The sequence below is a fragment of the Halarchaeum nitratireducens genome (genome assembly GCF_017874695.1).
Lineage (GTDB): Archaea > Halobacteriota > Halobacteria > Halobacteriales > Halobacteriaceae > Halarchaeum > Halarchaeum nitratireducens.
In genome coordinates this window covers 12,630-38,214 of record NZ_JAGIKY010000019.1, presented here as the reverse complement: position 1 = coordinate 38,214, position 25,585 = coordinate 12,630, and the positions used below count along the sequence as shown (strand labels likewise).

At 61.3% G+C, this 25,585-nt stretch carries 29 protein-coding genes and 4 pseudogenes; 21 read left to right on the top strand and 12 right to left on the bottom strand.

What is annotated here, in order from left to right; genetic code table 11:
• Positions 1-111 precede the first annotated feature (111 nt).
• Both J2754_RS15100 and J2754_RS15095 read left to right on the top strand, forming a co-directional pair.
• The gene (locus J2754_RS15100; protein WP_211087927.1) at positions 112-1,347 is read left to right on the top strand and encodes an MFS transporter; all 1,236 of its coding nucleotides are present in this window, start codon (positions 112-114) and stop codon (positions 1,345-1,347) included.
• Positions 1,348-1,558: 211 nt separating this feature from the next.
• Positions 1,559-1,714: a rubrerythrin-like domain-containing protein gene (locus tag J2754_RS15095; RefSeq protein WP_123078770.1), complete on the top strand. Its 156-nt coding sequence runs from the start codon at positions 1,559-1,561 to the stop codon at positions 1,712-1,714.
• Between the two features lie 49 nt (positions 1,715-1,763).
• Here J2754_RS15095 and J2754_RS15090 read toward each other — a convergent pair whose 3' ends face one another.
• On the bottom strand, positions 1,764-2,717 hold the full coding sequence (locus J2754_RS15090; RefSeq protein ID WP_211087926.1) for a transcription initiation factor IIB: 954 nt from the start codon (positions 2,715-2,717) through the stop codon (positions 1,764-1,766).
• Between the two features lie 644 nt (positions 2,718-3,361).
• On the opposite strand from J2754_RS15090, the gene J2754_RS15085 reads away from it, so the two are divergent.
• Together J2754_RS15085 and J2754_RS15080 are read left to right on the top strand one after the other, a co-directional pair.
• A complete protein-coding gene (locus J2754_RS15085; protein ID WP_211087928.1) occupies positions 3,362-4,558 on the top strand; it encodes an orc1/cdc6 family replication initiation protein in 1,197 nt (398 codons plus the stop codon).
• Between the two features lie 105 nt (positions 4,559-4,663).
• On the top strand, positions 4,664-4,888 hold the full coding sequence (locus J2754_RS15080) for a hypothetical protein (protein WP_211087925.1): 225 nt from the start codon (positions 4,664-4,666) through the stop codon (positions 4,886-4,888).
• A gap of 227 nt (positions 4,889-5,115) precedes the next feature.
• On the opposite strand, the gene J2754_RS15075 is transcribed toward J2754_RS15080, so the two are convergent.
• Positions 5,116-5,415 carry a hypothetical protein gene (locus tag J2754_RS15075; RefSeq protein ID WP_245333088.1) on the bottom strand — a complete coding sequence of 100 codons (300 nt, stop codon included), beginning with the start codon at positions 5,413-5,415 and terminating at the stop codon, positions 5,116-5,118.
• A 196-nt stretch (positions 5,416-5,611) separates the two neighbouring features.
• Between J2754_RS15075 and J2754_RS15070 the strand changes: the two genes are divergently transcribed.
• The 4 genes and pseudogenes from J2754_RS15070 (at position 5,612) to J2754_RS15055 (ending at position 7,552) form a co-directional block, all read left to right on the top strand.
• Positions 5,612-5,899, top strand: coding sequence for a DUF8069 family protein (locus tag J2754_RS15070; RefSeq protein WP_211087923.1), 288 nt, complete (start codon positions 5,612-5,614; stop codon positions 5,897-5,899).
• Positions 5,896-6,227 (top strand): annotated as a pseudogene (locus J2754_RS15065) (DUF7558 family protein). The gene J2754_RS15070 and the pseudogene J2754_RS15065 overlap by 4 nt, the downstream one beginning before the upstream one ends.
• 99 nt (positions 6,228-6,326) lie before the next feature.
• Positions 6,327-7,025: a DUF7437 domain-containing protein gene (locus J2754_RS15060; RefSeq protein ID WP_211087922.1), complete on the top strand. Its 699-nt coding sequence runs from the start codon at positions 6,327-6,329 to the stop codon at positions 7,023-7,025.
• Positions 7,022-7,552 (top strand): PIN domain-containing protein, encoded by a 531-nt coding sequence (locus J2754_RS15055; RefSeq protein ID WP_211087921.1) that lies wholly within the window; start codon positions 7,022-7,024, stop codon positions 7,550-7,552. The genes J2754_RS15060 and J2754_RS15055 overlap by 4 nt, the downstream gene beginning before the upstream one ends.
• Positions 7,553-7,585: 33 nt before the next feature.
• On the opposite strand, the gene J2754_RS15050 is transcribed toward J2754_RS15055, so the two are convergent.
• Positions 7,586-8,104: a DUF7342 family protein gene (locus tag J2754_RS15050; RefSeq protein ID WP_188873211.1), complete on the bottom strand. Its 519-nt coding sequence runs from the start codon at positions 8,102-8,104 to the stop codon at positions 7,586-7,588.
• Positions 8,105-8,239: 135 nt separating this feature from the next.
• Positions 8,240-8,485: an HVO_A0114 family putative DNA-binding protein gene (locus J2754_RS15045; RefSeq protein WP_245333086.1), complete on the bottom strand. Its 246-nt coding sequence runs from the start codon at positions 8,483-8,485 to the stop codon at positions 8,240-8,242.
• A 196-nt stretch (positions 8,486-8,681) separates the two neighbouring features.
• Between J2754_RS15045 and J2754_RS15040 the strand changes: the two genes are divergently transcribed.
• Positions 8,682-8,996 (top strand): DUF7718 family protein, encoded by a 315-nt coding sequence (locus J2754_RS15040; protein WP_211087920.1) that lies wholly within the window; start codon positions 8,682-8,684, stop codon positions 8,994-8,996.
• Between the two features lie 635 nt (positions 8,997-9,631).
• Complete coding sequence (locus J2754_RS15035) at positions 9,632-10,522, top strand: DNA-binding protein (protein ID WP_188873209.1); 891 nt, start codon at positions 9,632-9,634, stop codon at positions 10,520-10,522.
• 251 nt (positions 10,523-10,773) lie between these two features.
• On the opposite strand, the gene J2754_RS15030 is transcribed toward J2754_RS15035, so the two are convergent.
• From J2754_RS15030 to J2754_RS15005, 6 genes and pseudogenes are all read right to left on the bottom strand, one after another.
• The gene (locus J2754_RS15030) at positions 10,774-11,943 is read right to left on the bottom strand and encodes a competence protein CoiA family protein (protein WP_209590412.1); all 1,170 of its coding nucleotides are present in this window, start codon (positions 11,941-11,943) and stop codon (positions 10,774-10,776) included.
• A 240-nt stretch (positions 11,944-12,183) separates the two neighbouring features.
• Entirely contained in the window at positions 12,184-13,383 is a 1,200-nt protein-coding gene (locus J2754_RS15025; RefSeq protein ID WP_188872972.1) for a Cdc6/Cdc18 family protein, read from the bottom strand.
• Between the two features lie 485 nt (positions 13,384-13,868).
• A pseudogene (locus J2754_RS15020) lies at positions 13,869-14,348 on the bottom strand (hypothetical protein).
• Positions 14,349-14,365: 17 nt separating this feature from the next.
• The gene (locus J2754_RS15015) at positions 14,366-14,917 is read right to left on the bottom strand and encodes a DUF7342 family protein (RefSeq protein WP_188872971.1); all 552 of its coding nucleotides are present in this window, start codon (positions 14,915-14,917) and stop codon (positions 14,366-14,368) included.
• Between the two features lie 11 nt (positions 14,918-14,928).
• Positions 14,929-15,426, bottom strand: a complete 498-nt coding sequence (locus tag J2754_RS15010) for a type II toxin-antitoxin system VapC family toxin (protein WP_229732376.1) — start codon at positions 15,424-15,426, stop codon at positions 14,929-14,931.
• A 6-nt stretch (positions 15,427-15,432) separates the two neighbouring features.
• Positions 15,433-15,744: a hypothetical protein gene (locus J2754_RS15005; RefSeq protein ID WP_049892658.1), complete on the bottom strand. Its 312-nt coding sequence runs from the start codon at positions 15,742-15,744 to the stop codon at positions 15,433-15,435.
• A 536-nt stretch (positions 15,745-16,280) separates the two neighbouring features.
• On the opposite strand from J2754_RS15005, the gene J2754_RS15000 reads away from it, so the two are divergent.
• The 4 genes from J2754_RS15000 to J2754_RS14985 all read left to right on the top strand — a co-directional run bounded on the left by J2754_RS15000 (position 16,281) and on the right by J2754_RS14985 (position 18,377).
• Positions 16,281-17,204 (top strand): transcription initiation factor IIB, encoded by a 924-nt coding sequence (locus tag J2754_RS15000; protein ID WP_058984763.1) that lies wholly within the window; start codon positions 16,281-16,283, stop codon positions 17,202-17,204.
• A gap of 72 nt (positions 17,205-17,276) precedes the next feature.
• Positions 17,277-17,588 carry an AbrB/MazE/SpoVT family DNA-binding domain-containing protein gene (locus J2754_RS14995; protein ID WP_010904211.1) on the top strand — a complete coding sequence of 104 codons (312 nt, stop codon included), beginning with the start codon at positions 17,277-17,279 and terminating at the stop codon, positions 17,586-17,588.
• Positions 17,585-18,013: a PIN domain-containing protein gene (locus J2754_RS14990; RefSeq protein ID WP_012289748.1), complete on the top strand. Its 429-nt coding sequence runs from the start codon at positions 17,585-17,587 to the stop codon at positions 18,011-18,013. Before J2754_RS14995 ends, J2754_RS14990 begins: the two co-directional genes overlap by 4 nt.
• 190 nt (positions 18,014-18,203) lie before the next feature.
• Positions 18,204-18,377 carry a hypothetical protein gene (locus J2754_RS14985; protein WP_010904209.1) on the top strand — a complete coding sequence of 58 codons (174 nt, stop codon included), beginning with the start codon at positions 18,204-18,206 and terminating at the stop codon, positions 18,375-18,377.
• A gap of 102 nt (positions 18,378-18,479) precedes the next feature.
• Here the strand turns inward: J2754_RS14985 and J2754_RS14980 are convergent, their stop codons facing one another.
• A complete protein-coding gene (locus J2754_RS14980; protein WP_012289747.1) occupies positions 18,480-20,192 on the bottom strand; it encodes an L-lactate permease in 1,713 nt (570 codons plus the stop codon).
• Positions 20,193-20,364: 172 nt separating this feature from the next.
• Here J2754_RS14980 and J2754_RS14975 point away from each other — a divergent pair, with 172 nt between their 5' ends.
• The 5 genes and pseudogenes from J2754_RS14975 to J2754_RS14960 all read left to right on the top strand — a co-directional run bounded on the left by J2754_RS14975 (position 20,365) and on the right by J2754_RS14960 (position 24,376).
• On the top strand, positions 20,365-20,871 hold the full coding sequence (locus J2754_RS14975) for a LutC/YkgG family protein (RefSeq protein ID WP_012289746.1): 507 nt from the start codon (positions 20,365-20,367) through the stop codon (positions 20,869-20,871).
• On the top strand, positions 20,872-23,055 hold the full coding sequence (locus J2754_RS14970) for an LUD domain-containing protein (RefSeq protein ID WP_211087919.1): 2,184 nt from the start codon (positions 20,872-20,874) through the stop codon (positions 23,053-23,055).
• A 170-nt stretch (positions 23,056-23,225) separates the two neighbouring features.
• Positions 23,226-23,594: pseudogene (locus J2754_RS16790) on the top strand (DUF7558 family protein).
• 81 nt (positions 23,595-23,675) lie between these two features.
• Positions 23,676-24,035 (top strand): MarR family transcriptional regulator, encoded by a 360-nt coding sequence (locus J2754_RS14965; RefSeq protein WP_245333085.1) that lies wholly within the window; start codon positions 23,676-23,678, stop codon positions 24,033-24,035.
• Positions 24,032-24,376, top strand: a complete 345-nt coding sequence (locus J2754_RS14960; RefSeq protein WP_079235310.1) for a PemK-like protein — start codon at positions 24,032-24,034, stop codon at positions 24,374-24,376. The genes J2754_RS14965 and J2754_RS14960 overlap by 4 nt, the downstream gene beginning before the upstream one ends.
• A gap of 102 nt (positions 24,377-24,478) precedes the next feature.
• Here J2754_RS14960 and J2754_RS14955 read toward each other — a convergent pair whose 3' ends face one another.
• A complete protein-coding gene (locus tag J2754_RS14955) occupies positions 24,479-24,640 on the bottom strand; it encodes a PQQ-binding-like beta-propeller repeat protein (protein WP_211087929.1) in 162 nt (53 codons plus the stop codon).
• Positions 24,641-24,658: 18 nt separating this feature from the next.
• On the opposite strand from J2754_RS14955, the pseudogene J2754_RS14950 reads away from it, so the two are divergent.
• Together J2754_RS14950 and J2754_RS14945 are read left to right on the top strand one after the other, a co-directional pair.
• A pseudogene (locus J2754_RS14950) lies at positions 24,659-25,042 on the top strand (DUF7437 domain-containing protein); the annotation flags it as partial.
• Positions 25,039-25,548 carry a PIN domain-containing protein gene (locus J2754_RS14945; RefSeq protein ID WP_211087917.1) on the top strand — a complete coding sequence of 170 codons (510 nt, stop codon included), beginning with the start codon at positions 25,039-25,041 and terminating at the stop codon, positions 25,546-25,548. The pseudogene J2754_RS14950 and the gene J2754_RS14945, both read left to right, overlap by 4 nt.
• Positions 25,549-25,585 lie beyond the last annotated feature (37 nt).

Here is a 25,585-nt window from a genome sequence, read left to right as displayed (position 1 = left end):
TTGTCGTACACAGACTGGACTTCCTCATTCCTTCCGAAAGATGCCTCGATAAGCCGCCGCTATCACGCGGTTTCTCGCTTAACTAAAGACGGATGCTCAGATTTTTGAATGATGACCGCGCGAAGCTCGGATGTCGAATCTGAAAACCGCCCTCCTCGGCGCCCCCAACAGCAGACTCAGTCAATCTGGGGGCTCGTCATAGGAGTCAGTCTCATCTCAACGGGACTCGCAGCATATGAGATCGTCCCGGCGAGTGTAACACCGCTTATTCGAGACTCGCTACAGATTGGTCCGACCATCGCCGGGCTACTCGTCGGGATTATGTTCGGCTCCGCAGTCATTACCAGTCTCCCTATTGGGGCGGTCCTTGACCGAACAAATTCCAGAACCGCCATCGCAGTCGCAGTTCTCATCTTACTCGTTGCCGGGAGTTGGGGATGGGTTGCTGGCCGACATGGGAGTTACTGGTCAGTCATTGCTTCTCGAGCACTCGGTGGTGTCGCCTATGTGATCGTGTGGAACGCGGGGATCGACATCGTCAGCCGGGCAGTAAATAGCGCTCAGCGCGCGACCGCCGTTGGGATTTTCACCGCGAGTGGGCCCATCGGATTCGCAGTAGGTCAAGGAGTGGGCCCATATATCGCCGGCCGGTTCGGCTGGCCCGCTATCTTCGTTGCATTCACCGGACCTGCACTTGTGGGCTTAGTCATCTTCTGGCCGCTCAGCCAAGGCCACGGCAGAAGCCACGGAGACGCACCCACGCTCACGGAGTTTAGCGCAGTCCTTCGAAATCCGAGTGTCTGGTTAGTTGGCCTCCTCGGATTCCTCGGCTACGCGTTATACTTATTCGTGAATAGCTGGGGCGCATCATATCTCACTCAGGAGCTTGGATTCCCACTCGCAATCGGTGGCCTCTTGGTCGCTGTCTTTCCCGCAGTCGGCATCCTTGCCCGGATCAGTAGCGGCCTGGTTTCGGACCGACTATTCGCTGGTCGTCGTCGTCCAGTTATGCTCGGGTCGTTTGCCGTCGCTGCTCCGGCCCTCCTCATTTTCACGCACTTCCGTGCCCTCTCACTGCTCGTTCTACTGTTGCTCTTGTCCGGGTTCGCTATTCAATTGATCCTCGGTCTATCATTCACGTACGTTCGCGAACTTGTTGACCCCCAAGTCGCCGCAACAGCCGTCGCGTTCCAGACGAGTATCGGGCTCGCAGGAGCGTTCCTCGCTCCAATCGCCGGCGGTGCGATCGTTAACTTAGCCGGGCTCAATGCAGCATTCCTACTCGCGGGTCTCCTCGCCATCTGTGGCATCGTCGCCGCATGGTGCGCTCCAGAACCAGGAACCTAGCCCACTCCAGCGGCTAGCTGGCCAGTTGCATTGTAGAGGCGCTCCAGCAGTAGTGCGTCAACCTACTAGCCGAATAATCTAGCCATCACTACAGTGATTGGTTTAGGCAAGTGATTATAATCTACAGAATGATGCGACTGGCCAGGGTATTTTAACCCCCTAATATTATACTAAGGCATAATATTTAGGGAGTGAGTCCAAAGTACCCTCCATGCCGCATGGAACAGACGTTGAACACGAGAATGACCCCAAAAGCATCTCCACGTATGAGTGCCTGAAATGCGGCAATATTGTCGAATCAAAAACGCATCCACCTACGTGTGACTGTGGCGGTGGATTCCAAAACAGGGCAAAATCTCTCGAATGACATCCAGCCGACGGTGGAAACTACATAAACGCGGGGAAGACGTCCAAACCTACGTCTCGAAGCCCATGGCTTCGATCTGCTCCTGATAGCGATTGCGGATGGTGACCTCAGTAACGTTCGCGACGTCCGCGACCTCGCGCTGGGTCTTTTTCTCGTTGCAGAGGAGGCTCGCGGCGTAAATCGCGGCCGCCGCGAACCCAGTAGGACTCTTCCCGGAGAGGAGGCCCTGCTCGGCGGACGTGTCGATAATTTCGTTGGCCTTGGCGATGACTTCCTCAGAGGCGTCAAGGTCGCTCGCGAAACGCGGGACGTACTCCTTGGGGTCGGTCGGCTCCATCTCGAGGGAGAGTTCCTTGGCGACATAGCGATAGGTGCGCCCGATCTCCTTCTGGTCGACCCGCGAGACCTCCGTGATTTCCTCGAGCGAGCGCGGGATGCCCTCCTTGCGGCAGGCCGCATACAACGAGGCAGTGGCGACACCCTCGATGGAGCGCCCGCGGATGAGGTCCTCCTTGAGCGCGCGCCGATAGAGAACTGAGGCAACCTCGCGAACCGAGCGGGGGACGCCGAGTGCGGACGCCATGCGATCGATTTCGGAGAGGGCGAACTGGAGGTTGCGCTCGCCGGCGTCCTTCGTCCGGATGCGCTCCTGCCACGTGCGCAGCCGCTGCATTCGGTCGCGCTTCTTCGAGTCGAGTGTCTGCCCGTAGGCGTCCTTGTCCTTCCAGTCGATCTGGGTGGTCAGCCCCTTATCGTGCATCGTCTGCGTGGTCGGCGCGCCCACCCGGCTCTTCTGGTCGCGCTCACTGGAGTTGAACGCGCGCCACTCCGGGCCGCGGTCGATCTGGTCGTCGTCGAGAACGAGCCCGCAGTCCTCGCAGATACGCTCACCCTGATCCGTGACGATACTCGTCGAATCGCACTCCGGGCAGTGCTGGGTCTCGTCGCCGGTCTGCTCCTGCTCGGCCTGCTCTTCGCTGCGTTCTCGAGTCGGCCGTTCCATTCACCTTGTGACAGCCACCTAATCGGATATAGGTCTTTGCCTACTGCCAGTCGCAGACAGCATCGGTTCAGTCCCAAGTGTCAATAAGACAGAAATTTTTTCTGGATCTAGACCGTAATCGGATGGTCTCTAGAGTTCGCCGTACTCGGCGTGCGCCGCCGTCGGTCGCGACGACGACCAAGATCGTACTCCGGGAAACATAGTGAGGAGTGGCCGGTTCGGAAAGGCCAGATGAAAGGAACCGAGAGGGGGAGGGGTCATTTGGAGTGTTCAGTGGTTTGAATGTGACCTGGGGTAGAGCGAGGAAGAGGATCAAGAGGTCATTTGGAGTGTTGCCGGGGGCGAGAAACTGTGAGGAGTGCGAATTTGTGAGAATATGGAAAGAATGGCGTAGGATGCTGTAGTGTGTGGTATAGTGTGGTTGTTATTGTGTTGTCTAGTAGGCTAGTTCTAGACTAGAGGGATCTAGTTTATAGAATATATCTATGCATTACGGCAACTTCTCGAATATCGAGCCTTCTCCCTCTCTTATTGTATCGAACACTCCAAATGACCCCCCCTATATGACTTAAAGAGATCGGTCACTCAGAACAGTCCAAACACTCCAACCCACCTTTATGGTTATCGAGTGCGATCGATAAGCCATCATGGGGCTCTTCGGTGATCTCGACGACACCATCTACCAAGACAAGGACGTCCTGAAAGAGGACTACCAACCCGACGAGATCCTTGAGCGCGAAGCCGAAATCGAGGAGTACAAACACGCGCTCTCCGACGCCGTCTTCGGCCGCACCCCGGACAACGTCTTCCTCTTCGGCAAAGCTGGCGTCGGGAAAACCGCCGTCACCAACTACGTCCTCACCGAACTCCAAGCCGAAGTCGACCAGCGGGACACTGCCGACGATGTCCATATCTCCCGCGTTAACTGTAACAACGAGAGCGTCTACTCGATCGTCCGTACACTCACCAATAACCTCATTCCGCCCAGCGGCGACCGCTTCCCCGCAAAAGGCCCGAGCAAAGCCGACGCATTCGAACGCCTCTATCGGGAGATGGAGCGTGTCGGAGGGACACACTTCTTCGTTTTCGATGAGATCGACCATCTCTCCGATCCAGACAGTCTCCTCTATGAATTCCCCCGTGCACGCGCCAACAGCTACCTCGAGGACGCTCGCGTCGGCATCATCGGCATCTCCAATAACTACACCTTCCGCAATACCCTCTCTTCCAAGGTCAAATCCACGCTGATGGAGCAAGAGATCTCCTTCTCCACCTATGACGCAACCGAACTCAGCACCATCCTCGAACATCGTGCCGAGCGTGCATTTGTCGACGGTGCGTGTGACCCCTCTGCGATTCAGGCGTGTGCGGCCTTCGCGGCGAAAGACGATGGGTCTGCACGGCAAGCGATCGACCTCCTGCTTGGGGCTGGCGATAACGCTGAGAAGAACGGCGACGGCCTCGTTACCGCCGACCACGTCGAAGCGATTCACGAGAGCGTCTCACGCGGCCAGCTCAAAGACAAGATCGCCGATCAGACGATGCACTGCCAGCTCGTCCTGGAAGCGCTCGCTCTCCACCAGCGGGACACTGGTGACACCGCACGCACGAAGCAAGTGATGAACCGCTACCAGTCAGTCGCCCGCGACCACAACGTCGACCCACTGACAACGCTTGAGTCGATCCGCGGCCACCTCGACGACCTCAACATGCTCGGCTTCCTCCTCCGCACCGAAGAAAACCGCGGACAGGGCGGTGGCCGCAGCTATCGCTGGGAGGTCGATATGGACATTGAGACCGTTATCGACGTCCGCGAATCAATCGACAGTACGCCAACGTAGGGACCGCCGCCAGCTATCGCCATCATAGGTCCTAGATGGGATCACTAAGTGCAGGAAGTGTGCGTAGATATGTATTATTATGTGTAGAGATTGCGTAGGAAGAATATGGACGAGATACTCGATGTTCTGGATCTGCTTGCAGACTCAGGACTTGAAGGAGCCATTATATGGGTATTTCGCATCCTCGGCCTGCTTGCTATCCTTGCCGGAATCGGTGTCTGGCTGTTTACCAATATCACTCTAGTCGTTCCTGTCGTTCTCATCATCGTCGGTCTCGTTCTCATCGTTGTTCCTGGAATCCTGCTCCAAATTGCCGAGCTTGCTGGATAACCGAGGATACACTCGCAATCCCGGAAGGATCTGTGTGGTGCGTACTTGTCTTCCACAACGACCCGTGGTACACGACCAGATCAGTAAGCACGAAATCGTACTGATACTGCAGTGATGTAGACCAGCGATTCTGCCGGCTGAGAGTACTCTATCCTTCCCTTCGCCGGCTTCACATTGAGGACGTACTCGCCGAAGTCCTCAACTGGGCTGAGGTACTGGAGCGAGTATTACTCCGGTTGGCGTGTCGTCGGGAGCGCAGTAGTGACGTCCTCAACGAACTCTGCAAGAACCTTGTCCGGGCCCAAATCGTGAGTGTGGATGGGGGGTTCCCAGAGTTCGACGTCGAACGCGTGGGCCGCCGTCGCGTCGCCGTCGGTCGCGACCACCATTAGAATCGCACTCTGGTAGATGACGATCGTCCGGTCGGCGTCCACCTCCAGATGTTCGATGTACGCGGCCTCCAATCCCGCGCGAAGGTTCACGCTGTCAGCGAGTTCGCAGTGGACGACCAGGTCATCATCTGCCATTCGATCCACCATACGGAATCGCGTGTGAAGTATACCTCGCACCAAGGCTGCTGTCGCCCACTCTTAACCAACGCTTCCGAGATGATGGACGATTATGTTGGTTAAGATATTGAGAGCCACCGGGATGTGACCGCCGTCGCGTTTGTCGGCGCCGTTGAGGGCTGCGACGCACACCACGCGTCGCGAGTTCTCATCGATGACTACACCTGAGCGACACACCGACACAAGCGATGACGCCGAGTGCTTCGAGCGCGAGCAACTCGCCAGAGACGCCGATCAAGTCCGACGACGAACAGACGACCAAACGGAGTCGGACGCCCGCACGCTGATCGCCGACCTTCTCGAGGACGATACCGTGGTGGCAGTGCCGACTGACCGCCTGCTCGTCCACGAGCCAACGGACGCCGTCTTCGAGGACGTCGTCCAACTCGCCGCCTACCACCGTGGGTGGCAGGCTGGACGCGACGACGGGGTGGATGCATGAGCCAGCAGACGCGTGAGGGCTGTGCGTTCTGCGACGCCGGCCCTGACGTCCGCCTCGGCCAAGCCGGGTCGTGGGGCAAAGACGAACTCATCACCCACCCGATCTGCGTGGAGTGCGCGCTCCGTGAACACCCAGACCCGGCCGAGCAACATTGCTTCGCGTGCGATGGCTGTGGCTGTCTCGTCGACGCTGTCGCCGCCCTCACCCGCTACCGCGTCCAACTCGCCCATCTCGAAGGCACGCCCATCTCTGCGCTCGCTGCAGTCCCACCGGACCGACAACCTACTGGACTCGCGACCTCGGAACGCACCTCATTCGTGAGGAGTAACGAGGATTGAGCGAGCTGGGTTCTCACACGGGCAGATGTCGTGATAGTGACCGTTCACTAACCAATAGTCTGAAGTTCATAGACCTCGGACTACAGGGTATGCCTGACGAGCCGACAGACGATCTGCTCCGGCCGGACGGTGGCGTGAATGCACTCCCCGGAGACGCCCTCACCACAGAGTCACTCGCTCCCGAGCGGCTCGCCCAGAATGCACCGGGGCTTGAGACTGTCGTCGAACTCCTCAATCACCCAGCGCTCACGCGCGTCTACGTCTACATTTGTTACTGGGGCCCGACGACACCACCCGATGTCCAAGACGACCTCGACCTCTCGAAATCAACGGCCTACGAGTACATCGACCAGCTCGTCGACCTCGGTCTCATCACGCGGGACGATTCAACACGACCGCAGCATCTGACGGCCGAACCGGTTGCTGTCGTCGACGAACACGCACCGATCGTCATTACACCGACCGTCCTCCACGCGTTCGCACTCCAAGAGATCGATGCGGACGTCGCGTACTTCCTCGACCGCTACGGCATCGGGAAACTCGTCGCCGCACTCCGTGGTGCCGGCCTCCACTTCGCGGGACAGACTACTCAGCGGATGGTCGCCGACGACATCGACGTTCGCGAGACGGAAGCGATGATGATCAGCTACGCACTCATCCCTGCCCTTGCCGTCGGCCAAGACCACGACCCCTATTTCGACTATCTCTTCCCCGACGTCCACGACGCGATGGAGCTTCCCGATCTTGACGAGCGGGAGACGACACCATCCCCACCGGACGCGGAATGAGTGCAGACTCGCCACTCGCACCCGGCCAAGACGTCCTCGTCGACGCGAATATCTTCTTCGCAATCGGGCATCCCTCAAATCCACAGTATCAGCGGTTTCGACGCGCAGTCCGGCGTGCGAGCGTCGTCCTCAAACTCCCGCAGCGTGTTGTCGGTGAGCTCGGTGGGCCGAATCGAGACCGCGTCCGTCGCGCACTCGATGAAGGCTGGGCAGAGATCATCGATGCGCCAGACCCGACAGCAGGAGATGCCGTCGCTGCGAGCGACATCGCACGGCGAACAATCGCCGACGTCACCGGCCAACCCGAACACGAGGTTGAGAAAACCGACGCAATCATCGCCGGGCTCGCCATCCAGTACGTCCGCGAGCAGGCATCCACCGACGTCGTTGTTCTCACTGACGATGGACCAGCACGCAACGGCGTCGAAAACGCAGTCCGCGCACAAGGCTATACCGACACGATCACCGTCTACGGCCGCTCGGACATCATCGGCGACGACTCCGGCGACACAATGCGCCTCATCTAATCGTAACAGCCAACAGCATGCTCGGCTGGCCTATCAGTCGACGTGACGCGATTCGAGACGGCGTTTCGCGTCGTGGAGTTCAGACAGCCGTCGCGTGACTGCGCGCCACTCACTCAATCGGTCGTAGGCCTCATCACGGTCCTCAGATTCGACGTCCGCGAGTACGACAGCGTCGGGCGAGGCCGCTTCGAAGGACGCTGCGAGGTCGCGTTCTCGCTCACGATACTCCGTGATTGCGTCCGCGATTGCCGCCGGCGTTTCGAACTCCCGCGTCAGTTCGGTAATTCGGCGGAACTCGGCATACGCCTCATTACGCACGAAGCGCATCGGGTCGTCCGTGGCTTTCTCGAGGATGCCGCGTTCGACGAGCCACTCGAGATGTGGCCGTACCTCCGCCGTCGCGCAGTCCGCCCGTTCCGCAATCTCCCTAGCCGACGTCGGCGCTGTCAGTGCCATCGCAACCTCGGAGACGCGCTCCACCACCGTTCGCTCTTCCAGTCTCGCCTCCCACTCCCCGGTGAGGTCGAAGTCCGGCGGGGTTTCCTCCGACATTACTCATCACTACGTCGTCGACCCCCAGTAGTTTGTGGGTGCTTGGAGAGGGTGGTGGCAGAGAGCAAGAACGTCTGCAGGTGCCCGACAGTCGGGAGTTTCGCAGGTTGTCTTCGCGGCCGATGAAGTCCACGTCTAGACGACGGGTTCGACGATGACTGTCTCGTGCTTCAATTCGGGAATTTTTCGCGATCCGTCTTCGCGATACTCGATCAGGTCGTACGTGAAGAGCGTCTCGAGATCGCGGCTCACTGCGGCCTTGTCACGGTCAACTTCTTTCGCGAGATGCCGAACGGACTCGACGTCGCCGGCACGGACTCGCTCTAGCAACTCCTGGCGTTTCTCGGTGAGAATCGTGCTTGCGGTGTCTCGGTCGATCATCAGCACGTCGTCATAGCCAGCACGAGCTAACGCACGGGTGACTTCCGCCTTCTTCTGGGTGTGTTCTTTAGTCGCAGCCATAATCCCTCGTACTGTTGTATTCGCACCTCAACGCTAAAAGAGTTGTGTCAGTAGCCGTCTGACGGGGCTCATCGATGAGTAGATTAAAAGAGACGGGCTCTCTATCTCTCGAAAGATGGCAAAGCTCTACTCTCGCCTGCTAGGCCATTACGACGGCCGTCCTTATTTCATCTCAGTCTCGGTCTCCCCAAACATCAACACAGTCGAAGACTTCTCCGTCGCAGTACATTACAACGACCCGAACACTGAGCGTGAAGTGCAGATCGCTCGAATCGACACCGCCCACGAAACAGTACACTTCGATCGACTCTACAGACGTAACCAGCCCAAAGACACCAACGTCGACTTCTCAGTCTGGGATGCAGAGCAACATCTCGAAGAAAACTGGCGGCAGTACGCCTCGACCTACGCAGAAAACCACGCGGACTAGTTCCTGACCACGCCGATACCTTCCATCCCGTTGTTACGCAAAGCTGTGTTGCTCTCGCGTTCAGATCGGCGATACGGGGTGTGACATCCCTCACAACGTATCGGGATGAGGAACGAGCGAGGCGATCGCTCAGATCAGAGTTCGGCCACGTCGGCTGATACGTCGAGCGGCGGAGCTGCATAGACAGCGTAACGCGACGGTTCGCCGCGCTCGGCGCGTGCCGCCGGTCGCCTGCTCACGGTTCACGATGTTCACCGTTCGCGTCGCTCGCGACCGACCAGTCCGGGCATGCGGGCGCTCTCCGCACCGCCAGCGCCCGGTCCGGGCTAAAGTGCATCTGGTCTCGGCGCCAGCGCTTCACCCGTTCGGGTCCGGGGGACCGCGGCTAGGCCGCCCGCGACGGACGGGGTTGCGTCGCGGCGAACGGGGAATGCGCTGGTCGCTCGCTCCCGGCGGGTCGCCGCGCGCGGCTGGATACGTGCCGCTGTGTCGAGCGCTCTCGCTCGCCCCCGCTGGGGGCGAGGCGAAGGCGCGAGCGAGAGCGCAGAGACGTCACTGTCGGGTCGTGTGAGGACTGCCGCGATGTTTGTGGCATCGCGGCGGATCGGCGCGTGAGCGCCTTCAAGTGATCAGCAATGTCGAGTCAGAACGCGAGTCAGAAGGTTGTTTCGGTGGATGAACAGTTTGGCGACGGCGAGCGCGAGACGGTTGATGAGGACGGCTTCACGGTGGTGGCGGAGACGCCGGCGTTCCAGGCCACGGTCCAAGCGGAGACGCAAGCGAAGGTGGACGCGAACCACCCAGAGGGAATCGCGGACGCGGATCAAGAGCGGATTCCCGGTGTGACGCTCGCACAGGAAGAACGCATCAAGGCACGCGAAGCAGAACTTGAGCGGATCAGCGCTCAAGCAGAGTTGGGCGAGCAGGACGGGCGTGCACGGCGGGCACGCGACGTCGCGAGCGAGCGGAGCGCCGCGTGGACCAGGGCGTTCGAGCGGCGGGCGGCCAGCGTGGACCAGTCGCTGAGTCCCGACAATGATCCTCGCGAGATGCTCTCCCAAGAGGAACTCGGGGCGGTGAACGAGCAAGCCAGGCGGTTGGCGGGCGAGCTCGATGGGTGGTCGCGGGCGGCGATCAGCCGGCGGCTCGCACAGGAAGTGCGCGACGGCGCGGACATCCCCAGTGCCGTCCTCGACGTGAAAGACGACCTTGAGGCTGCACCCGGACAGATCATCCCCATCGATCGCGTTGGGGACGTCGATCGTGGCGAGGTGAGTGTTGAGGGGACAGTCGTGCAACTGTGGGACGCCCCAGACCCGGCAGTTGAGCAAGTCGGACTGATCGAGGACGAGAGCGGAAAGACGAAATTCACCAGCTGGGTCCGGTCGAATCCGAAGATCGTTGAGGAAGGTGAGCGCGTGCAGATTCGCGGTGCAAGCACGAGCTGGTACCAGGGCCGCGTCTCGATCGCGGTCACCGGCTGGACCACCATGCTCTTCCCCGACCGCGAAGCCTGGTGGGAGTAGGGCGACCCGCGGTCTCTTTCTTTTTGTCTGCCGGACCAGACCCAGACCCCGCCGCCCCACCCACCGCTCCGTGCTCGCTCCACAGGGTCGCTGCGCGCGCAGCCACGACCTTCCGTCCAGCTTTGATCGGCTCATCGGCAACTGGACGCATGGACTGGTCAAACGGTGGTACGTCGCCTTACAGACACCCACACGAGCTCTATCTGAATATTCAGGTGAAGGCCCTCGGTTGACAAATAGGAGCCGCACGGCTAGCCGAGCGTGTGGCCGTGCCAGTCAACGAGTGACTGTGTCGAGGTCCCACAGCGCGCACACCGTTGGCTCTCAATCCGGTGCTCACCCTCCTCGCAGACGCCGTCGACAGTCGGGATGAACCCCTGTCGAGTCGTGTCTTGGTGTATCTGGTCCTTTCGGTCGCGGTCGCGTGGATTGGTGCAATCGGGGTTCAGACATCGCCACTCGCCATCTCGGCGCTTCAAGTCGGTCTTGCAGACCGAGCAGATCAGTCCTGGGTGCGTGTCGCTCTCCTCGTCTTCGTCCTCTTCTTCCGCGATCCCGATCTTCTCCGCGTAGTTGTCCACTGAACCGTCGACATCTTGGTGTGGGAGCCACCCGGAACAATATGGATCCGGACACTCGAATCCACCAATCTCCGGGAGGAGATAACGCTCACACTCCGGACAGTCCGGAAGCTCGTCTTCGTCGGCCGGCGATGGGCCGTAGACGTGGACTCGGCCTTCGTCTGCGTTATACCGCCGGTTGTACCAGATGTGCCCGCGCGTCCACTCGATGGAGAAGAGATCCTCAATGCACTCTTCAGGAAACGGGATTTCGAGTTCGACTGGCGCGTCCTTATCCTGTTGGAGCCACCGGACGACGCCGTGGTAGCCCGTCCACTCGTCAGTCGACGGCGTCGCGAGCGGCCAGCCGAGCCGCCAGTCACCGGCGTCAAGGTCGACGTCCTTCCGCTCGAAGTGCTCCTCTTCGAGCCAGAGCGTCGAGTAGCCGTGGTCGGCGTACGTATGCTCGGTCGCGTCATAGTCCTTCCCGACGTTCCGATACTGGCACTCGATAGCGACGCCGTCACCGTAGTTCGGGTGGCGCTCTACGAACTCGACGAGGACGTCGGCTTGGCGGTCGCCGACGGGTTCTTCGTAGGAGACAGTCGCGTCTGGCCATCGGTCAGCCGCTTTCGAGTACGCGACGGCCTTCATGCGCCGGTGCTGGTCGGACTCTCCGCCACACGACCCGCCGTCTCCCCCGAGATGGTAGAAATGGCGGGAGACGAAGATGTTGCCTCGGGGGTGGGAGGACCGAACACCGAGGTCGCCATCGCACTCGGGACACGTGTACGTCTCGCCGGCTTCGGCCTCCGGTGGCGCAATAGGGCCGTTGTCGGCGGACTCAGCAACGAACGGCATATCGACTACTCGGAACTGCGCACGGGTAAAGTTCCCCTGTACAGGCGTCCGTCGCACGCCTCGCGTGTGAGGGAGACCTTCATCTCAGATGTTGGAATCTGGACATAGTAGTCCTGACATGGGGTTCCAGTTGCGTGACTCTAACTCGTTTTGCGCCGCTTCTTTCGCCCGCTTCCACGACACCGTTGTCGCCGGCTCTCGGCTGTTGACCCCATCTCTCGTGGGGGTCAGAGATTCCGATTACGCGGCGTTTGTCTGCTCAATGTCTTCGCGGACATCGATGACCGTTTCGAGGTCCATATCGACTTCCCAAATATAGCTGCGGCCACCGCCCTTGCCGCGGTTCTCTTCGCTCTTAATGACGAATCCGAGCATTTCGAGGTCGTCGAGATGGCGCTGTGCGAACTTGAGTGACGTGCTCGGGTCAGGGTCGCCGTAGGAGCGCGCGAGCTGCTGGTAGGACTCCTGGATTTCGCGTGTGCGTGCGGGCTCGCCGTGTTTGTTCTGGAGTCGTGCGGCGGCTTCGAGGACGCGCTGTGCGTTCGTTGTCTGGTCGCTGATCTTGTCATGGAGTTGGCCGCGGTCGACGTCATCGCGGACATCCTTGACGTGGGCGTCGGTGATGGTGGGGTCGTCAGCTTTCCAGGCGGCGTCTGCGGCGGCGCGTAGCAGATCGATTGCTTGACGGGCGGAGCCGTCGTCTTTCGCGGCGTACGCGGCGCAGAGTGTTATCGCGGAGTCCTCGCAGACGCCGGGTTGGAAGGCGAGGTCGGCGCGGTGTTCGAGGATGGAGACGAGTTCGTCGGCGTCGTACGTCGAGAAGGAGATTTCGGTCTCCATGAGGGTTGATTTGACTTTCGAGGAGAGGGTGTTGCGGAAGGTGTAGTTGTTCGAGATGCCGATGATGCCGACGCGAGCATCGTTGAGGTAGCCGTTTGCGCGTGCGCGGGGGAGCTGGTAGAGGAGTGCGTCGGGGTCGGTGAGGTGGTCGACTTCGTCGAGGACGATGAGGTGGGTGCCGCCGACGCGCTCCATCTGGGTGTAGAGTTCGTCGAAGAGGTCGCTGGTGGAGTAGCCTTTTGCGGCGTAGGGGGAGTGGGTTGCGGGGAGGAGTCCGTTCGCGAGTTCCCGGATGACGCTGTAGGTGGTTTCGCTGTCGCAGTTGACGCGGGAGATGTGGATGGGGTCGGCGGTGTCGCGGGTTTCGACTTCCGCTCGGAGTTCGCCGAGGACGAAGTTGGTGACAGCTGTTTTGCCGACGCCGGCTTTGCCGTAGAGGAAGATGTTGTCGGGGGTGCGGCCGAAGAGGACGTCGAGGAGGGCGTCGCGATAGTCGGCGATCTCGTCTTCGCGTTCGAGGACTTGGTCGGGTTGGTAGTCTTCGTCCAGGACGTCTTTGTCGCGGTAGATGCCGTCGGTCGCGCCGTCGAAGATCCCCATATTGGCGACATCAACCAACTGGAAGGACTTAAAACCACGTGTCGAGTGCGTCGAGTGATAGAGTTCTTTAAGTGGTAGAGATAGAGGTGGTGTCGAGTGTAACCACGACGAAGATGGCGTGTGAACTCAGAATCAAGCGCTTTGCCGAAACCGAAAGATATAATCTATACACTACTACTTACTAGCTAGTCTAGAAGCTAGAAGAAGAAAGAGAGGAGGCCGTCAGCGAAGCGGACTCAGTACGTCGCCACTCTCCTCATCTCCGCCTCCTCTCGCCGGCGCTAACACTCGACATCTACTCTCCCACCCCTCCTCACACCACCGACTCCCGGGCGTCTCCGGTCGGCTAACACTCGACATCTACTCTCCCCCTCTCCCCACTGTAACACTCGACACCTACTCTGTTCACCTGCACTTCTCTGTCCGAACATTCTTGGCGTCGTGACGCATCACCAGACGCTCGATGAACTCGCTGTCTAGACCGGCTAGGTAGGAAGCGAGGGCGCTCCATTCTCCCAGCGAATCGCCTCGACCGCCGCCGGGAACTGTCAGAGTCGGTCATCAAGGACGGCGAGTGGATGCGCATCGAGAAACGATGCGCGATGCCGATCAACCGGCGTGTCGTCGTGGTTGAGTTGGGTGTGACAGGGGCCAAGGTCCGGATGGTCGGCGTCCTGGTGGAAGCCGAGCATCAGGTTCCGCTCGGGTTCGACCCAGTTGATGCGGTAGTATTCATGGTCGACGCCGGCGGGGTACCAGAAGCGAATCTCCAGTCGTGCGGTCGCCGCATCGTAGGAGTCACTCAGGAACGTCGTCGGATCGACATCCGCGATAACGTACCGGGGACGGCGTCGAGACGGCCGATAGCGCACGTCCTCACACCCTGGCTGGTTCGTCAATCGGTCGTGAACGTCGCGGAGGAGAGTCCGCTGTGTATAGCGGTCGCGACCGGCAAGAAAGATCATTCTGTGAAAGAGGAGGATTAGCTCGTGGCGCGGTCAGCCATGTCGGTCATCTGCTCGCGGGCGGCTTCGACGTCGGAGTAGAGTTCCAGTGCGTGCTTGATGAGGCGACGATCCTCCTCGTTCTCACGCCAGAACGCGATGACGTCGCGGCGCTCGCGGAGCTCGGCACTTGCGAGATCGCCGTCGGCGAGCGACTGTTCGAGCTCCTCCCACGTCTCGACGTCGTAGGTCGCCTGCCACGCCTCGATCTCCTCGGTGATTGCGGCCAATTCGCTCCGCAGCTCCTCGCGGGTGTTTTCCTCGATGAGCGTCCGGATCTCTTCGAAGAGCAGGCGCGTGTAGTCCGGTAGATAGCGCGTGGTTTCGCCGGCCTCAACGCGGCGCAGCTGGCCTTGGTTGACGAGATCTTGGAGTTCCTCGTTAGTCGTACTCCAGGCGGCGTCAGCCTGCTCGCTGATCCAGTTGACCGACCGCGGTTCGCGAAGCGTCTCGGCGACCGCCCGAATGCGTTCGCGGGCGGTCATCGACTCACTCCACGACTGAACGCCGTCCTGCGGGGATTCGGACATACTTGGCACCGCTAGTCCTGATTGCGATACGGAAGCGTTGTCACGTCGAACGCATCGTAGTGCCGGTCGTAGGTGAGGATGTGATCGACCCCTGAGGCGTCCATATGGGCTGCAACAGTGAAATCGGTGAGTGACGCATCCAGATCCGTCCACTCGACGAACGTTGCTTTGGCGTCATCGAAAACGTCCTCGGAGACGGATTCGAACTGGTAGAGCGTACTCTCGTCGAGCGTCGTCAGGAACGAGGCTGCGTTCCGCATTGACGCTTGCTTTTTCAGCCGTGTGGCAGCCTCGTCGACGATGTGATCGTTGACGATGAGGCGACGATAGGGGAGGTCACCGTCGCGGACAAAGGTCATGAACGCCCGCGAGACTGCGTGCATCCGATCTTGTGGGTTGAATAATGCGTACAGGAACTTCGGCCCGACGACGACCTGATGGCGGACGTGCCCCGGGCGAAAATGCTCGGGCGTGATCGTCCCGATCGGGGTTTCGACTGGTTCAGCCATCCGAATTCAGGATTGCGCGGACGGGTCGTCGGCGAGCGTGAACGATTCGTCGCTGCCGTCCCACTCCTCGACGAGATCGTCTTCCTCGCGGGCATCCGTCGCCGCCGACGCTGGGAGCGATTCGTCCTCGAGGTCGTCGAGGACTGTGAACGCCGGGTCGTTCGGGTCGGCCTGCTGCTGGCGTTCGATCCACTCGATAAGCGCCTCGTGGCCGGCTTCCTTGAGCGAGAGCCCGTGCTCTCGAGCGAACTCCCGGAAGCGTTCGTATTCGTCCTCGTTCAGTTCAGTTTGCACGTGCTTGGTGTCGTTGCTGCTCATAGGGACCCCAGTTGCTACTCTCATCTACTTGTTCATGAAGTATAAGATGTTCGCATGAGATAGTTCATGGCCCATATTCAAACGGGAGACAGGGCGGACTACTGGCCCTGACGTTGAAATACGAATCCGGGACAAACCACACCAACCGATGCGTGATCGCCATCTGGATTTCGAGGAACTACGGCCGACCGGCGAGGCGTCCCACATTCCGGACACGAGGCTGGACGACGGCTGTGAGAGTGAGGAGCTCTGGATCGTACCCGCTGACGTCCACTTCTGAATGCCTCGCATCACCAACTGGCGACGCGAGAGTCGCCGCCAGCGTTTTAACCAACAACTCTATCGATTCGGTTGTAGTGTTGGTTAAGACTTGACGACAGCTACGTTCTGGCCCTACTCACCCGCCTACACCGTCGACGGCGTCCTCGACGCGTCGGCACCGATCGATCGGGCGTGCGTCTCCCGCCGAGTTTGTCACCCCCCGAAGAGGGGTGCGGGGCGCGCCGAATCGGCGTGACCTCAATCAGGTGAGACCGATGACGACGAGTGAACCCTACGAGCGTGCGTTCGACGAAGACATCCAGCGTGGTACAACTGAGCCGTGTCCCGAGTGTGGGGGCCCGGTGCGAACGAATTCAGCCGAAACAGTTTGTGCAGATTGCGGACTCATCATCGACGAGCAGTCGATCGACCGTGGACCGGAGTGGCACCGCGACGACGCCGATACAGCAAAGCGAACGGGTGCACCACTCACCCCAGCACGGCACGACCGCGGCCTATCGACGGTGATCGGCAGCGGACAGGACGCAACGGGTACCGACCTGTCGGGCCAGAAGCGTCGACGCCTCGCGCGGATGCGTCGCGAGCAGTCCCGTGCGCGCTGGCGGTCCAAACAGGAGCGCAACCTCGGGCACGGCCTCACGGAGATCCGGCGGATCGCGAGCGCACTCGGGCTCGCGGATTCCGTACGTGACCAGGCGTGCCAGCTGTTCCGGACGGCACAGAACGAACGACTCCTCAAAGGGCGGTCCATCGAGGCGATGGCGGCCGCGAGCGTCTTCGGCGCCTGCCGGTGCAACGGGGAGTCGTGGCTCATCGACGATGTGGCGCCGATGGCGCAGGTCGGACAGAACCGCGTCGAGAACGCCTACACGGTGCTCAACGAAGAGTTGGGGCTGCCGACCCCACCAGTCAGCCTGGACCAGTTCGTCCCGCGACTCGCGTCCGACCTCGGCTGCACGGACGTTGTTCGACGCCGGGCAGAGGAGCTCGTTGTGCAGGCCGTCGACGCCGGCATCACGACCGGCGTGCATCCATCCGGATTCGCCGCCGCCTGCCTGTACATGGCGGCGTGTGTCCACGACGCGCCGTTGACGCAAGCCGATGCCGCGGCGGCCGCCGGGGTGACCGTCGAGACGATCAGGAGCCATCGCGATCGGCTGCTCTCCATCGTAGAATAGAGAGCTCGTATAGCCGTTAGGTTGCCCGTCAAGCCCATATATGAGTGTGGTAAAGTAATGGGTAGAGAAAGTATGAGTGAATCAGAGTCTGAAAAAGTCGTCTCGGTATCCTCTCGCGGACAGGCGACGATCCCGAAAGAGTTTCGCGAGGAACTAGGGATCGATACTCCCGGCCGGGTAAAGTTCGTTCGCACCGACGAAGGGGAGGTCATCGTTCGTCCCATTCAGTCGGCCACGGACCTTCGCGGCATCTTGGCGGGAAAGACCGACGACCAAGGGAACTCGGCAGTCGAACGGCTGCGTGAGGAACGAAAACAGGACAAAGCTAGTGACGAGGAGCTGCAGGAGCGGTATGTCGGTCGCGATACTGAGGATACGAAATGACAGCAGCACGTGAGCATCCCGACACTATCGTTTTCGACACGGAACCGCTAGTTGCGTACTTCTGTGATGAGCCGGGTAGTGACACCGTCGAAACCTACATCGAAGCGGTAGAAGGATCGGCTGATGGCTATATCTCCGCGATCAACCTCGCTGAGGTCCATTATGTCGTCCGCGCTATCGACAGTGAAGCCCGTGCCGACGCCATCGTCAACGTCCTTGAAGAAACCGGGATACGGCAAGTCGATACCGAGGAGACGTGGCCCAGTGCAGCCGACTTCAAATTGCGCTACTCGCCAGCACTTGGCGATGCGTTCGCGCTCGCAACCGCGAACCAAGTCAGCGGCATGCTACTCGTCGGTGCCGATGACGATTATGACGACGTTGACGACGTACCGATTACGCGCTTCCGACCGGAATCAGCGTAGCAACCAACCTGATCGACGCAGACATCGTAAAGGCCCCGGGTTCGCGTGGCGTGTCTGTCGGCGCTGGGAGGCGTGCGGCGCGCGACAGTAAGCGCGGCGTGACTCACCATGCTCCTGCCGACAGTGACGGAACAGTGATCCGTGATGCCGCGGTCTCGACGACGCGATTGTCGCCGCGGCGCCGACGAGCATGGCGACCGGCGTCTATCTGGCGTTGATGCCGCTGACCGTCGGTCGCCTTGCAACCGTCCCCGACGGCGAACTCGCGGACATCAGGCCGAACGATCGGCCGATCGCGACTACGAACTCCGCGTTCGAGCAGATACCGAACCGGGAGAACGGGGCGCTCACGGAGTTCGTTTAGACCGAGCAGTACGAGTTCGGTGAGTTCGTTTTGGCTCGTTCTATTCGTTCACCTCGTTTCGATTCCGGAAGCGGCGGAGCCCCGGTACGTCGTCGACCGGGGTCAGAACAGGCCGGGAACCAGAACGTACGTCAGCAGCATCCCGAACAGGCCGGCGAAGACAGCGAACAGCGCCATCGGGATGATCGCTTTCCGCAGGAGGTCGCCTTCACGCCCAGTGATTCCAACGACACCACAGATAGCGGCCACGTTCAACACCGAGACCATGTTTCCGAGGCCGCCGCCGACGTTCTGCAGGCTGACGGCGATCACCCGGGAGACGCCGACCGTCTCGGCGGCGTTGTACTGGAGTACGCTGAAGAGGATGTTTGAGGACGTGTTGCTCCCCGTCATGAACGAGCCGATAGCGCCGATCCACGGCGAGATGAGCGGGAGCAGGCCGCCGGCGCCCATCGCGAGCGCGCGGCTGAGTGCCTCCATCATGCCGAGGAGGTCGGCGGTGTTCGTCTGCGACTGAATCATTATCTGCGTCATCGAGACGGCGATAATGAGCGTGAGGGCGGCCGGAGCGATCTGCTGGATCGACCGTCGCCACGCTTCCCCCATCTGTGTGGTGTCCATCTTGTGAAGGAAGCCAGTGAGGATCGCGATGGGGATGAACGGCATCGTTCCGGGGAGATAGAGGTACTGAAGAGTGTATCCGAGTTCAGTACCGAGGATCGAGTCGAGTCCGACGGAAAAACTCTGGATCCAGTCGAGGACGGCGACGCCGGCGACCGTGAGGTCCGGCCACCGCGTGACGAGCAGTGCGAGCGCAACGAGCAGGTACGGGGTCCACGCCAACAGCACAGACATCTCCTTTTTGGGTTGGTCACGGGACACCTCGTCAAGATCGAGGCCGCCGAGCCACGTGTCGCTCCATGTCGATTCCTCGGGGAAGTCCCACTGGTCATCAGGGATGAGGATATCGTTTTTTGCGAGCAGGAGACCGATGCCGAGCACCACGAACCCTGCGGCGATATCGGGGAGTGCAGGCCCGACGAACCACGCGATTACCAGCTGTGTGCCACCAGTGACGACGCCGAGCAGGAGCGCGAACGGCGCGATGGGGAGAGTGCTACGCACGGCGGTTCCGATGCTGCGTTCACCGTCACCGTTCCCGAACCAGTACGTCAGGAAGAACACGCCGAGCAGTCCCCAGAACACGTACGTCACTCCCGTGACGACGCCAGTCCATGCGGAGACCATCGAGAGGAACTCGGATACACTCACCGACCCGGACAGCGCTGGGTCGATGACGGCACCGGTGCCGCCGATGACAGGCGTGCCGGCGGCACCGAACGGCGGGTTCGGGGCGTTGAAATAAAGCCCGAACACCGCAGCGGCCAACGGGGGGAATCCGAGGCCGATGAACAGCGGTGCGGCGAGTGCTCCCGGTGTCCCGAACCCGGCTGCACCTTCGATGATGGTCATGAACCCGAGACCGATGAGCAGCACCTGGATGCGCCGGTCTTCTTCGATCTGCCCGAAGTACCACCTGATCGTAGCAATGGCGCCACTCCCCTCGAGGTAGTTCATCAGGAGGATCGCCCCGAAGACGATGAGGATGATGTCGACGGCCTGCAGCGCGCCGTAGACGGCCGAGGCCACCAACCAGGTGGGCTCCATACTCCAGTACGTGAGTCCGATTCCGGCCGCGAGCAGCCACCCGACACCCATTGCGCGGGCAGCGGACCACCGGAGCCCAGCGAGCAGTACGAACGCGACGCCGATCGGGACGACGCCGACGAGAGCCAGTATGAGAACATTAGGCATGGTTGGAACTCTCCACTATTGGGCCATCGCATAACCAGCCATATGTAACTTACTTTCTGTATGATATGTACCTGCAAATACGGCCGGATCGGGCGATTATCCATAACGAAAGAAAATTATGGTCGGGCCGGAGAGGAAACACCCATTAACTGTTGGTACAATTTTTTGGGACATGTCAGCCGAGCCAATTGCGACCTTCGAGTCGTCACTCGACGAAGTCGGCGTCGAACTCGTGCGAACCACGGCCGACGAGTTCGCGTCGACGCTTTCACCCCTGCTCGACGCGCCCACAGTCGGCACCTCACTCCCCTTCGAGACCGTCTCGCTGCCGGACAGCGTCGAGACCGATCCGTCGATCGCGGACCTCGAGGCCGCGGCGACCGGCGTCACTGCTGCCGGCTACGGCATCGCCGACTACGGTTCGGTGATCATCCAGGGCGGTACCGACGGTGAGGAGCCGGTGAGTCTCTACGCGGACGAACACGTCGCCGTCGTCGCCGCCAGCGACGTACTCCCGGACATGGACGCGACGTTCGACCAGCTCGCCGAGGACATCCGGAACGGCGTCGGACAGTCCATCATCGCGACGGGGCCGAGCGCAACCGCAGACATGGGCGCGCTCGTGACGGGCGCTCACGGCCCGATGGATGTGACGGTCGTACTTCTGGAGGGCAAGTAGATGAGCGCCGACACCCGCCGGCAGAAGGCCGAGCGCATCCGCCATCTCCTCGACACCGAGGGCGACGCCGTCCACGAGAACACCCAGGTCTTCAACGAGGGCCGGTACGAGTCCACCGCGAATCTCGATGACTACGACGAGTTGAAAAACGAGGCTCGTGCCATCAAGGAAGACGCCATCGAACGCCTCCCTGAACTGATCGACCAGGTCACCGAGGCCGTCGAAGCCAACGGCGGCAGCGTCTACGTCGCCGACGACGCCGCCGACGCGAACCGATACATGGAGGAGGTCGTCGACGGCCGCGACGTGGTGAAGTCAAAGTCGATGACCAGTGAGGAGATCGAGGTCAACGAGTCGCTTGAGGCACGCGGCGGGGACGTCTGGGAGACCGACCTCGCAGAGTTCGTCCTCCAGGTCGCCGACGAGGCCCCCTCACACATCGTCGCCCCGGCGATCCACAAGTCCCGCGAGGAGATCGCAACCCTGTTCAACGAGGTGTTCGACCCCGAGGAACCCTTGGAGACTGCCGAGGAGCTGACGCGATTCGCTCGTGAGTACCTCGGCGAGAAGATCCTGGACGCCGAGGTCGGGATGACGGGCGCGAACTTCGTTACCGCGGACACCGGCACGCTCGCGCTCGTCACGAGTGAGGGGAACGCCCGCAAGTGCGTGCAAGCGACGGACACCCACGTCGCAGTCGCGGGTGTCGAGAAACTCGTCCCGAGTGTCGAGGATCTCCAGCCGTTCGTCGAACTGATCGGGCGGTCCGGGACCGGCCAGGACATCACCTCCTACGTCTCGCTGTTCACCCCGCCGAGTGACTCCCCCACGTTCGGCGGGAACGAACTCGAATCCGGCGACGACCGCGAGTTCCACCTCGTGCTCATCGACAACGGGCGGATGGAGATGCGCGAGGACGATCAGCTCCGTGAGACGCTGTACTGCATCCGGTGTTCGGCGTGTGCGAACTCCTGTGCGAACTTCCAGCACGTCGGCGGCCACGCCTTCGGTGGCGAGACGTACTCCGGCGGCATCGCCACCGGCTGGGAGGCCGGCGTCCACGGCGAGGACAGCGCCGCCGAGTTCAACGACCTCTGTACGGGTTGTAGTCGGTGTGTGAACCAGTGTCCGGTGAACATCGACATCCCGTGGATCAACACGGTCGTCCGAGACCGCATCAATCGCGGGAAGGACGGCGACCTCGACTTCCTCGTGGAGGGGCTCACCCCGGACGAGGAGCCTGGTGGGGTCGACCTCCAGAAACGGCTGTTCGGGAACTTCGACACGCTGGCGAAACTCGGGTCGGCGTTCGCACCGCTCTCGAACTGGGCCGCACGGACCGGTCCCGCGCGCTCGCTGCTGGAGCGAACTCTCGGCGTCGACAGCCGCCGCGAACTCCCGGAGTTCGAACGTGAATCACTCGTGGAGTGGTTCGAGAAGCGGGGGCCACGCGTCGGTCGCGACGAGGCACGCCGACAGGTCGCGCTCTACCCCGACGCGTACACGAACTACGTGCGCACGGAGCGCGGGAAGGCTGCCGTCCGCGTCCTCGAGGCGCTCGACATCCGCGTCGACGTTCCGCCCGCAGGCGAGAGCGGGCGCGCCCCGCTCTCACAGGGGATGGTGTCGACGGCCCAGTCCAACGCCAACGCCGTCTACGACGCGATCGCGCCCGCCATCGCGGCAGGTCACGACGTCGTCGTCATCGAGCCGTCAGATCTCGCGATGTTCCACCGCGAGTACGAACGGCTCCTTCCGGAAGACGACTACGCCGCGCTGCAGGAGCACAGCTACGAACTCATGGAGTACGTCTACGGCCTGCTAGAGAACGGGGCGGACATCGATGTACTCCCTGGCGGCGACGACGAGCGGATCGCCTACCACAGCCACTGTCAGCAGCGGACGCTCGATCTCGAACCGTACACGGTGGCGGTGCTCGAAGACTGCGGGTTCGACGTGACGACCTCGGACGTGGAGTGTTGTGGAATGGCTGGAAGCTTCGGCTACAAGTCCGAGTACTACGAGCTCAGCGTGGACGTTGGCGAGACACTCGTCGATCAATTCACCACGGAAGACACCGCGGACCGTACTGTCGTCGCCAGCGGGACGTCGTGTCTCGAGCAACTCGACGCACTCCTCACGCGCCGGCCCGCACATCCGGTACGGCTACTCGATACACAGTAGTCCGGCCCGGATGAGAGGTCGCTATAGGGTGTTCCGGCGGCAGTAGTCTTCCCTTCCAGAGCTGTTCGGTCGGGGAGAGCGGGATGATTAGTGTGCTGTCACACTAACCGTTTCGCGCGGTAGCCTTCGTTTCTGGCAGGAGTAGGAACCGGAGCGACGCTGAAAGCAAGATGTCGGGGAAGCAAGCGAACATTCCTGCATGGACCTGCCAAGAACTCAACGGATGTGCTTTCTTCGACGCCCCGCCCGGTACCGAGACTGGCGAGGCCCATACCTAGGGACAGGACGAACGGGTCAGCCATCCGATCTGTGTCGACTGTGCGATCCAGACGGAGCCGGATCCCGACGAGTGCGATCACGTCGCCTGTGACGGCTGTGGGCTGGTTGTCGACACGCTCGCAGCGCTCACGCGATTCCGGGTGGAACTCGGGCACCTAGAAGGCCCGTTGCAGTTGTGCGCCCACTGTAGCCCAGGCGGGCTTGGGACATACTGGACGCGCGATCTCGAAGACCCCCTGGTCAAGACGCCGGTGGAGTGAGCCCATTCCCCACCTCTCGGTATGGAAACCCTCCGCCCCAAGTAACAAATGTGCCAAACAGCTATGTTCCAACAACAGCCTATGTCGAGTGGCACCATCGATATTGACGAGTTCGAGGACGCCGACACTGACGAATTCGAGGAGCGGAACGACACCGAGCGGATCGTACTGTTCCTCGACAAGCACGACGACCGGGCGTGGAAGGCGGCGACGATCGCCGAGCGACTCGGGCTGGAAACGGACGCTGTCAGCGCGATTCTCTCGCGCCTGAAGGAACGAGGGCTCGTCCGGCACAAGCGCCCGTACTGGGCAATCACGGACGACAAGGAACGGCTCCAGTCGGCCTACCGGCTCCACCGACAACACAAGACTGCAGACGAACAGTACGGTGATGAGCGTCTTGCGGAACTCCAAACCGACGAGATGGAGGACGTGCAGTGACGGCGTTCGGGGATCTGGAACGCGGCGACATCGTCTGGGCGAGTGATCCGCTCTCAGAGAAGGGTCGTCCGATGCTCATGCTTGGAACCCCGCAACTCCCGAACCACGGGACCCAGCTCATCACAATCCTCCTCTCAACGAAGACCTATCACGAGGAATCACTCACACTCCGGGACGATGATTACGAGGGCGAGCCACTCGGTGAACGAAGTCATGCCCTCCCGTGGTCGCTTGTGACCCTCAACAGTGCGGCTGACGTCGAGCACTACCCGACCTCTCTCGTCGACGACCGCACCGAAGATGTGGCGAGCCAGCTGGTCGACTACATCTCTTCTTCCTGACCGGATTAGGTACTGCCAATAGCGATACCGGGAGCAGTGTGATCCTCGACTCTCGAATTGTTGCCAGGGAATTCGTCCTTCTCGAGGCATTCCCCGACCCGCCTATTCGTTCCCGAGTGCGTACACGTCGCCGGCGTTCGTCGCCACGAGGACGGCGCCGTTCGCAACCGTCGGCGCGGCATTAATCCCGCCCAAAACGACATCAGTGAAGTTCCAGTCTCGCGTTTCGAAGGACCACCGCTCCGTCCCATCTGTTGCTGCCACCGCTCGAACGGTCCTCCCGTCACCGACGACGAGCAGCCTCGGCAGTATGCTGCCCGGGAGATCGACCTGACCGTGACGACCGCCGCGGGCGACCGTGAGTACACGATCACGCCGGCTCTCATCGACGCCGTCGGCCGCCGCGAGACGGACGCCGACATCGACACTTACATCGACCGCCACGGCGTCGCCGGCCTCGCGACCGCGCTCACCTACGCGGTCGCCCGTGAACGCGGCGAGGTGACCCACCGGCTGATGGCCGAGGACCTCGACATCTCCCCGCTGGCTGCGGAGATGATTCTGCAGGCGCTGCGACCCGTCGTCCACGAACATTACGAGATCGAGGAGTCAGGAGCGGGACTCGACGAGTTGGACATCGACGGCGACGCGGCTGACGACGCGTGAGCCGGCTTCACATCGCCGACACCGGGCTGTTCGTCGCGATGGGACAGCCGTCGAACAGCCGCTACCAGGCTGTTCGCCGATTCGCTCGCCGGAACGACGTCACCTTCGTCCTGCCCGAACGGGTGTACGAGGAGCTGACCGTCGACGACCCCGACGTCGAAGCGCCACCCGTCGACACCGCGATCGACGAGGGCTGGGCGACGGTTGCGGCGCCGCTCGAGTTCTCCGAGCCGATTGTCTCGCGGGTGATGGACGGCGTCCAGCGGTACATCGCGAACGCCGACGACCGCCCTGCCGACGAGGTCGAGCGTGCCGACGCCGCCCTCGCCGCCCTCGCTGCCCAGCATCTCAGCGCGGGGACGGCGACCGATGTGTACATCTACACGACCGATATCGCGGCCGGCGAAGGCGCCGAAACCGTCCTCGCGAGCGAGGGGTACGGTGACTCGGTGACGTTCGTGAACGGCTTCCGGTTCATCGAGGACCTAGTCGCCGGCGACAGCTGACTGATTGCTAGTCTGATTCAGTGGGAGAAGACCCTCG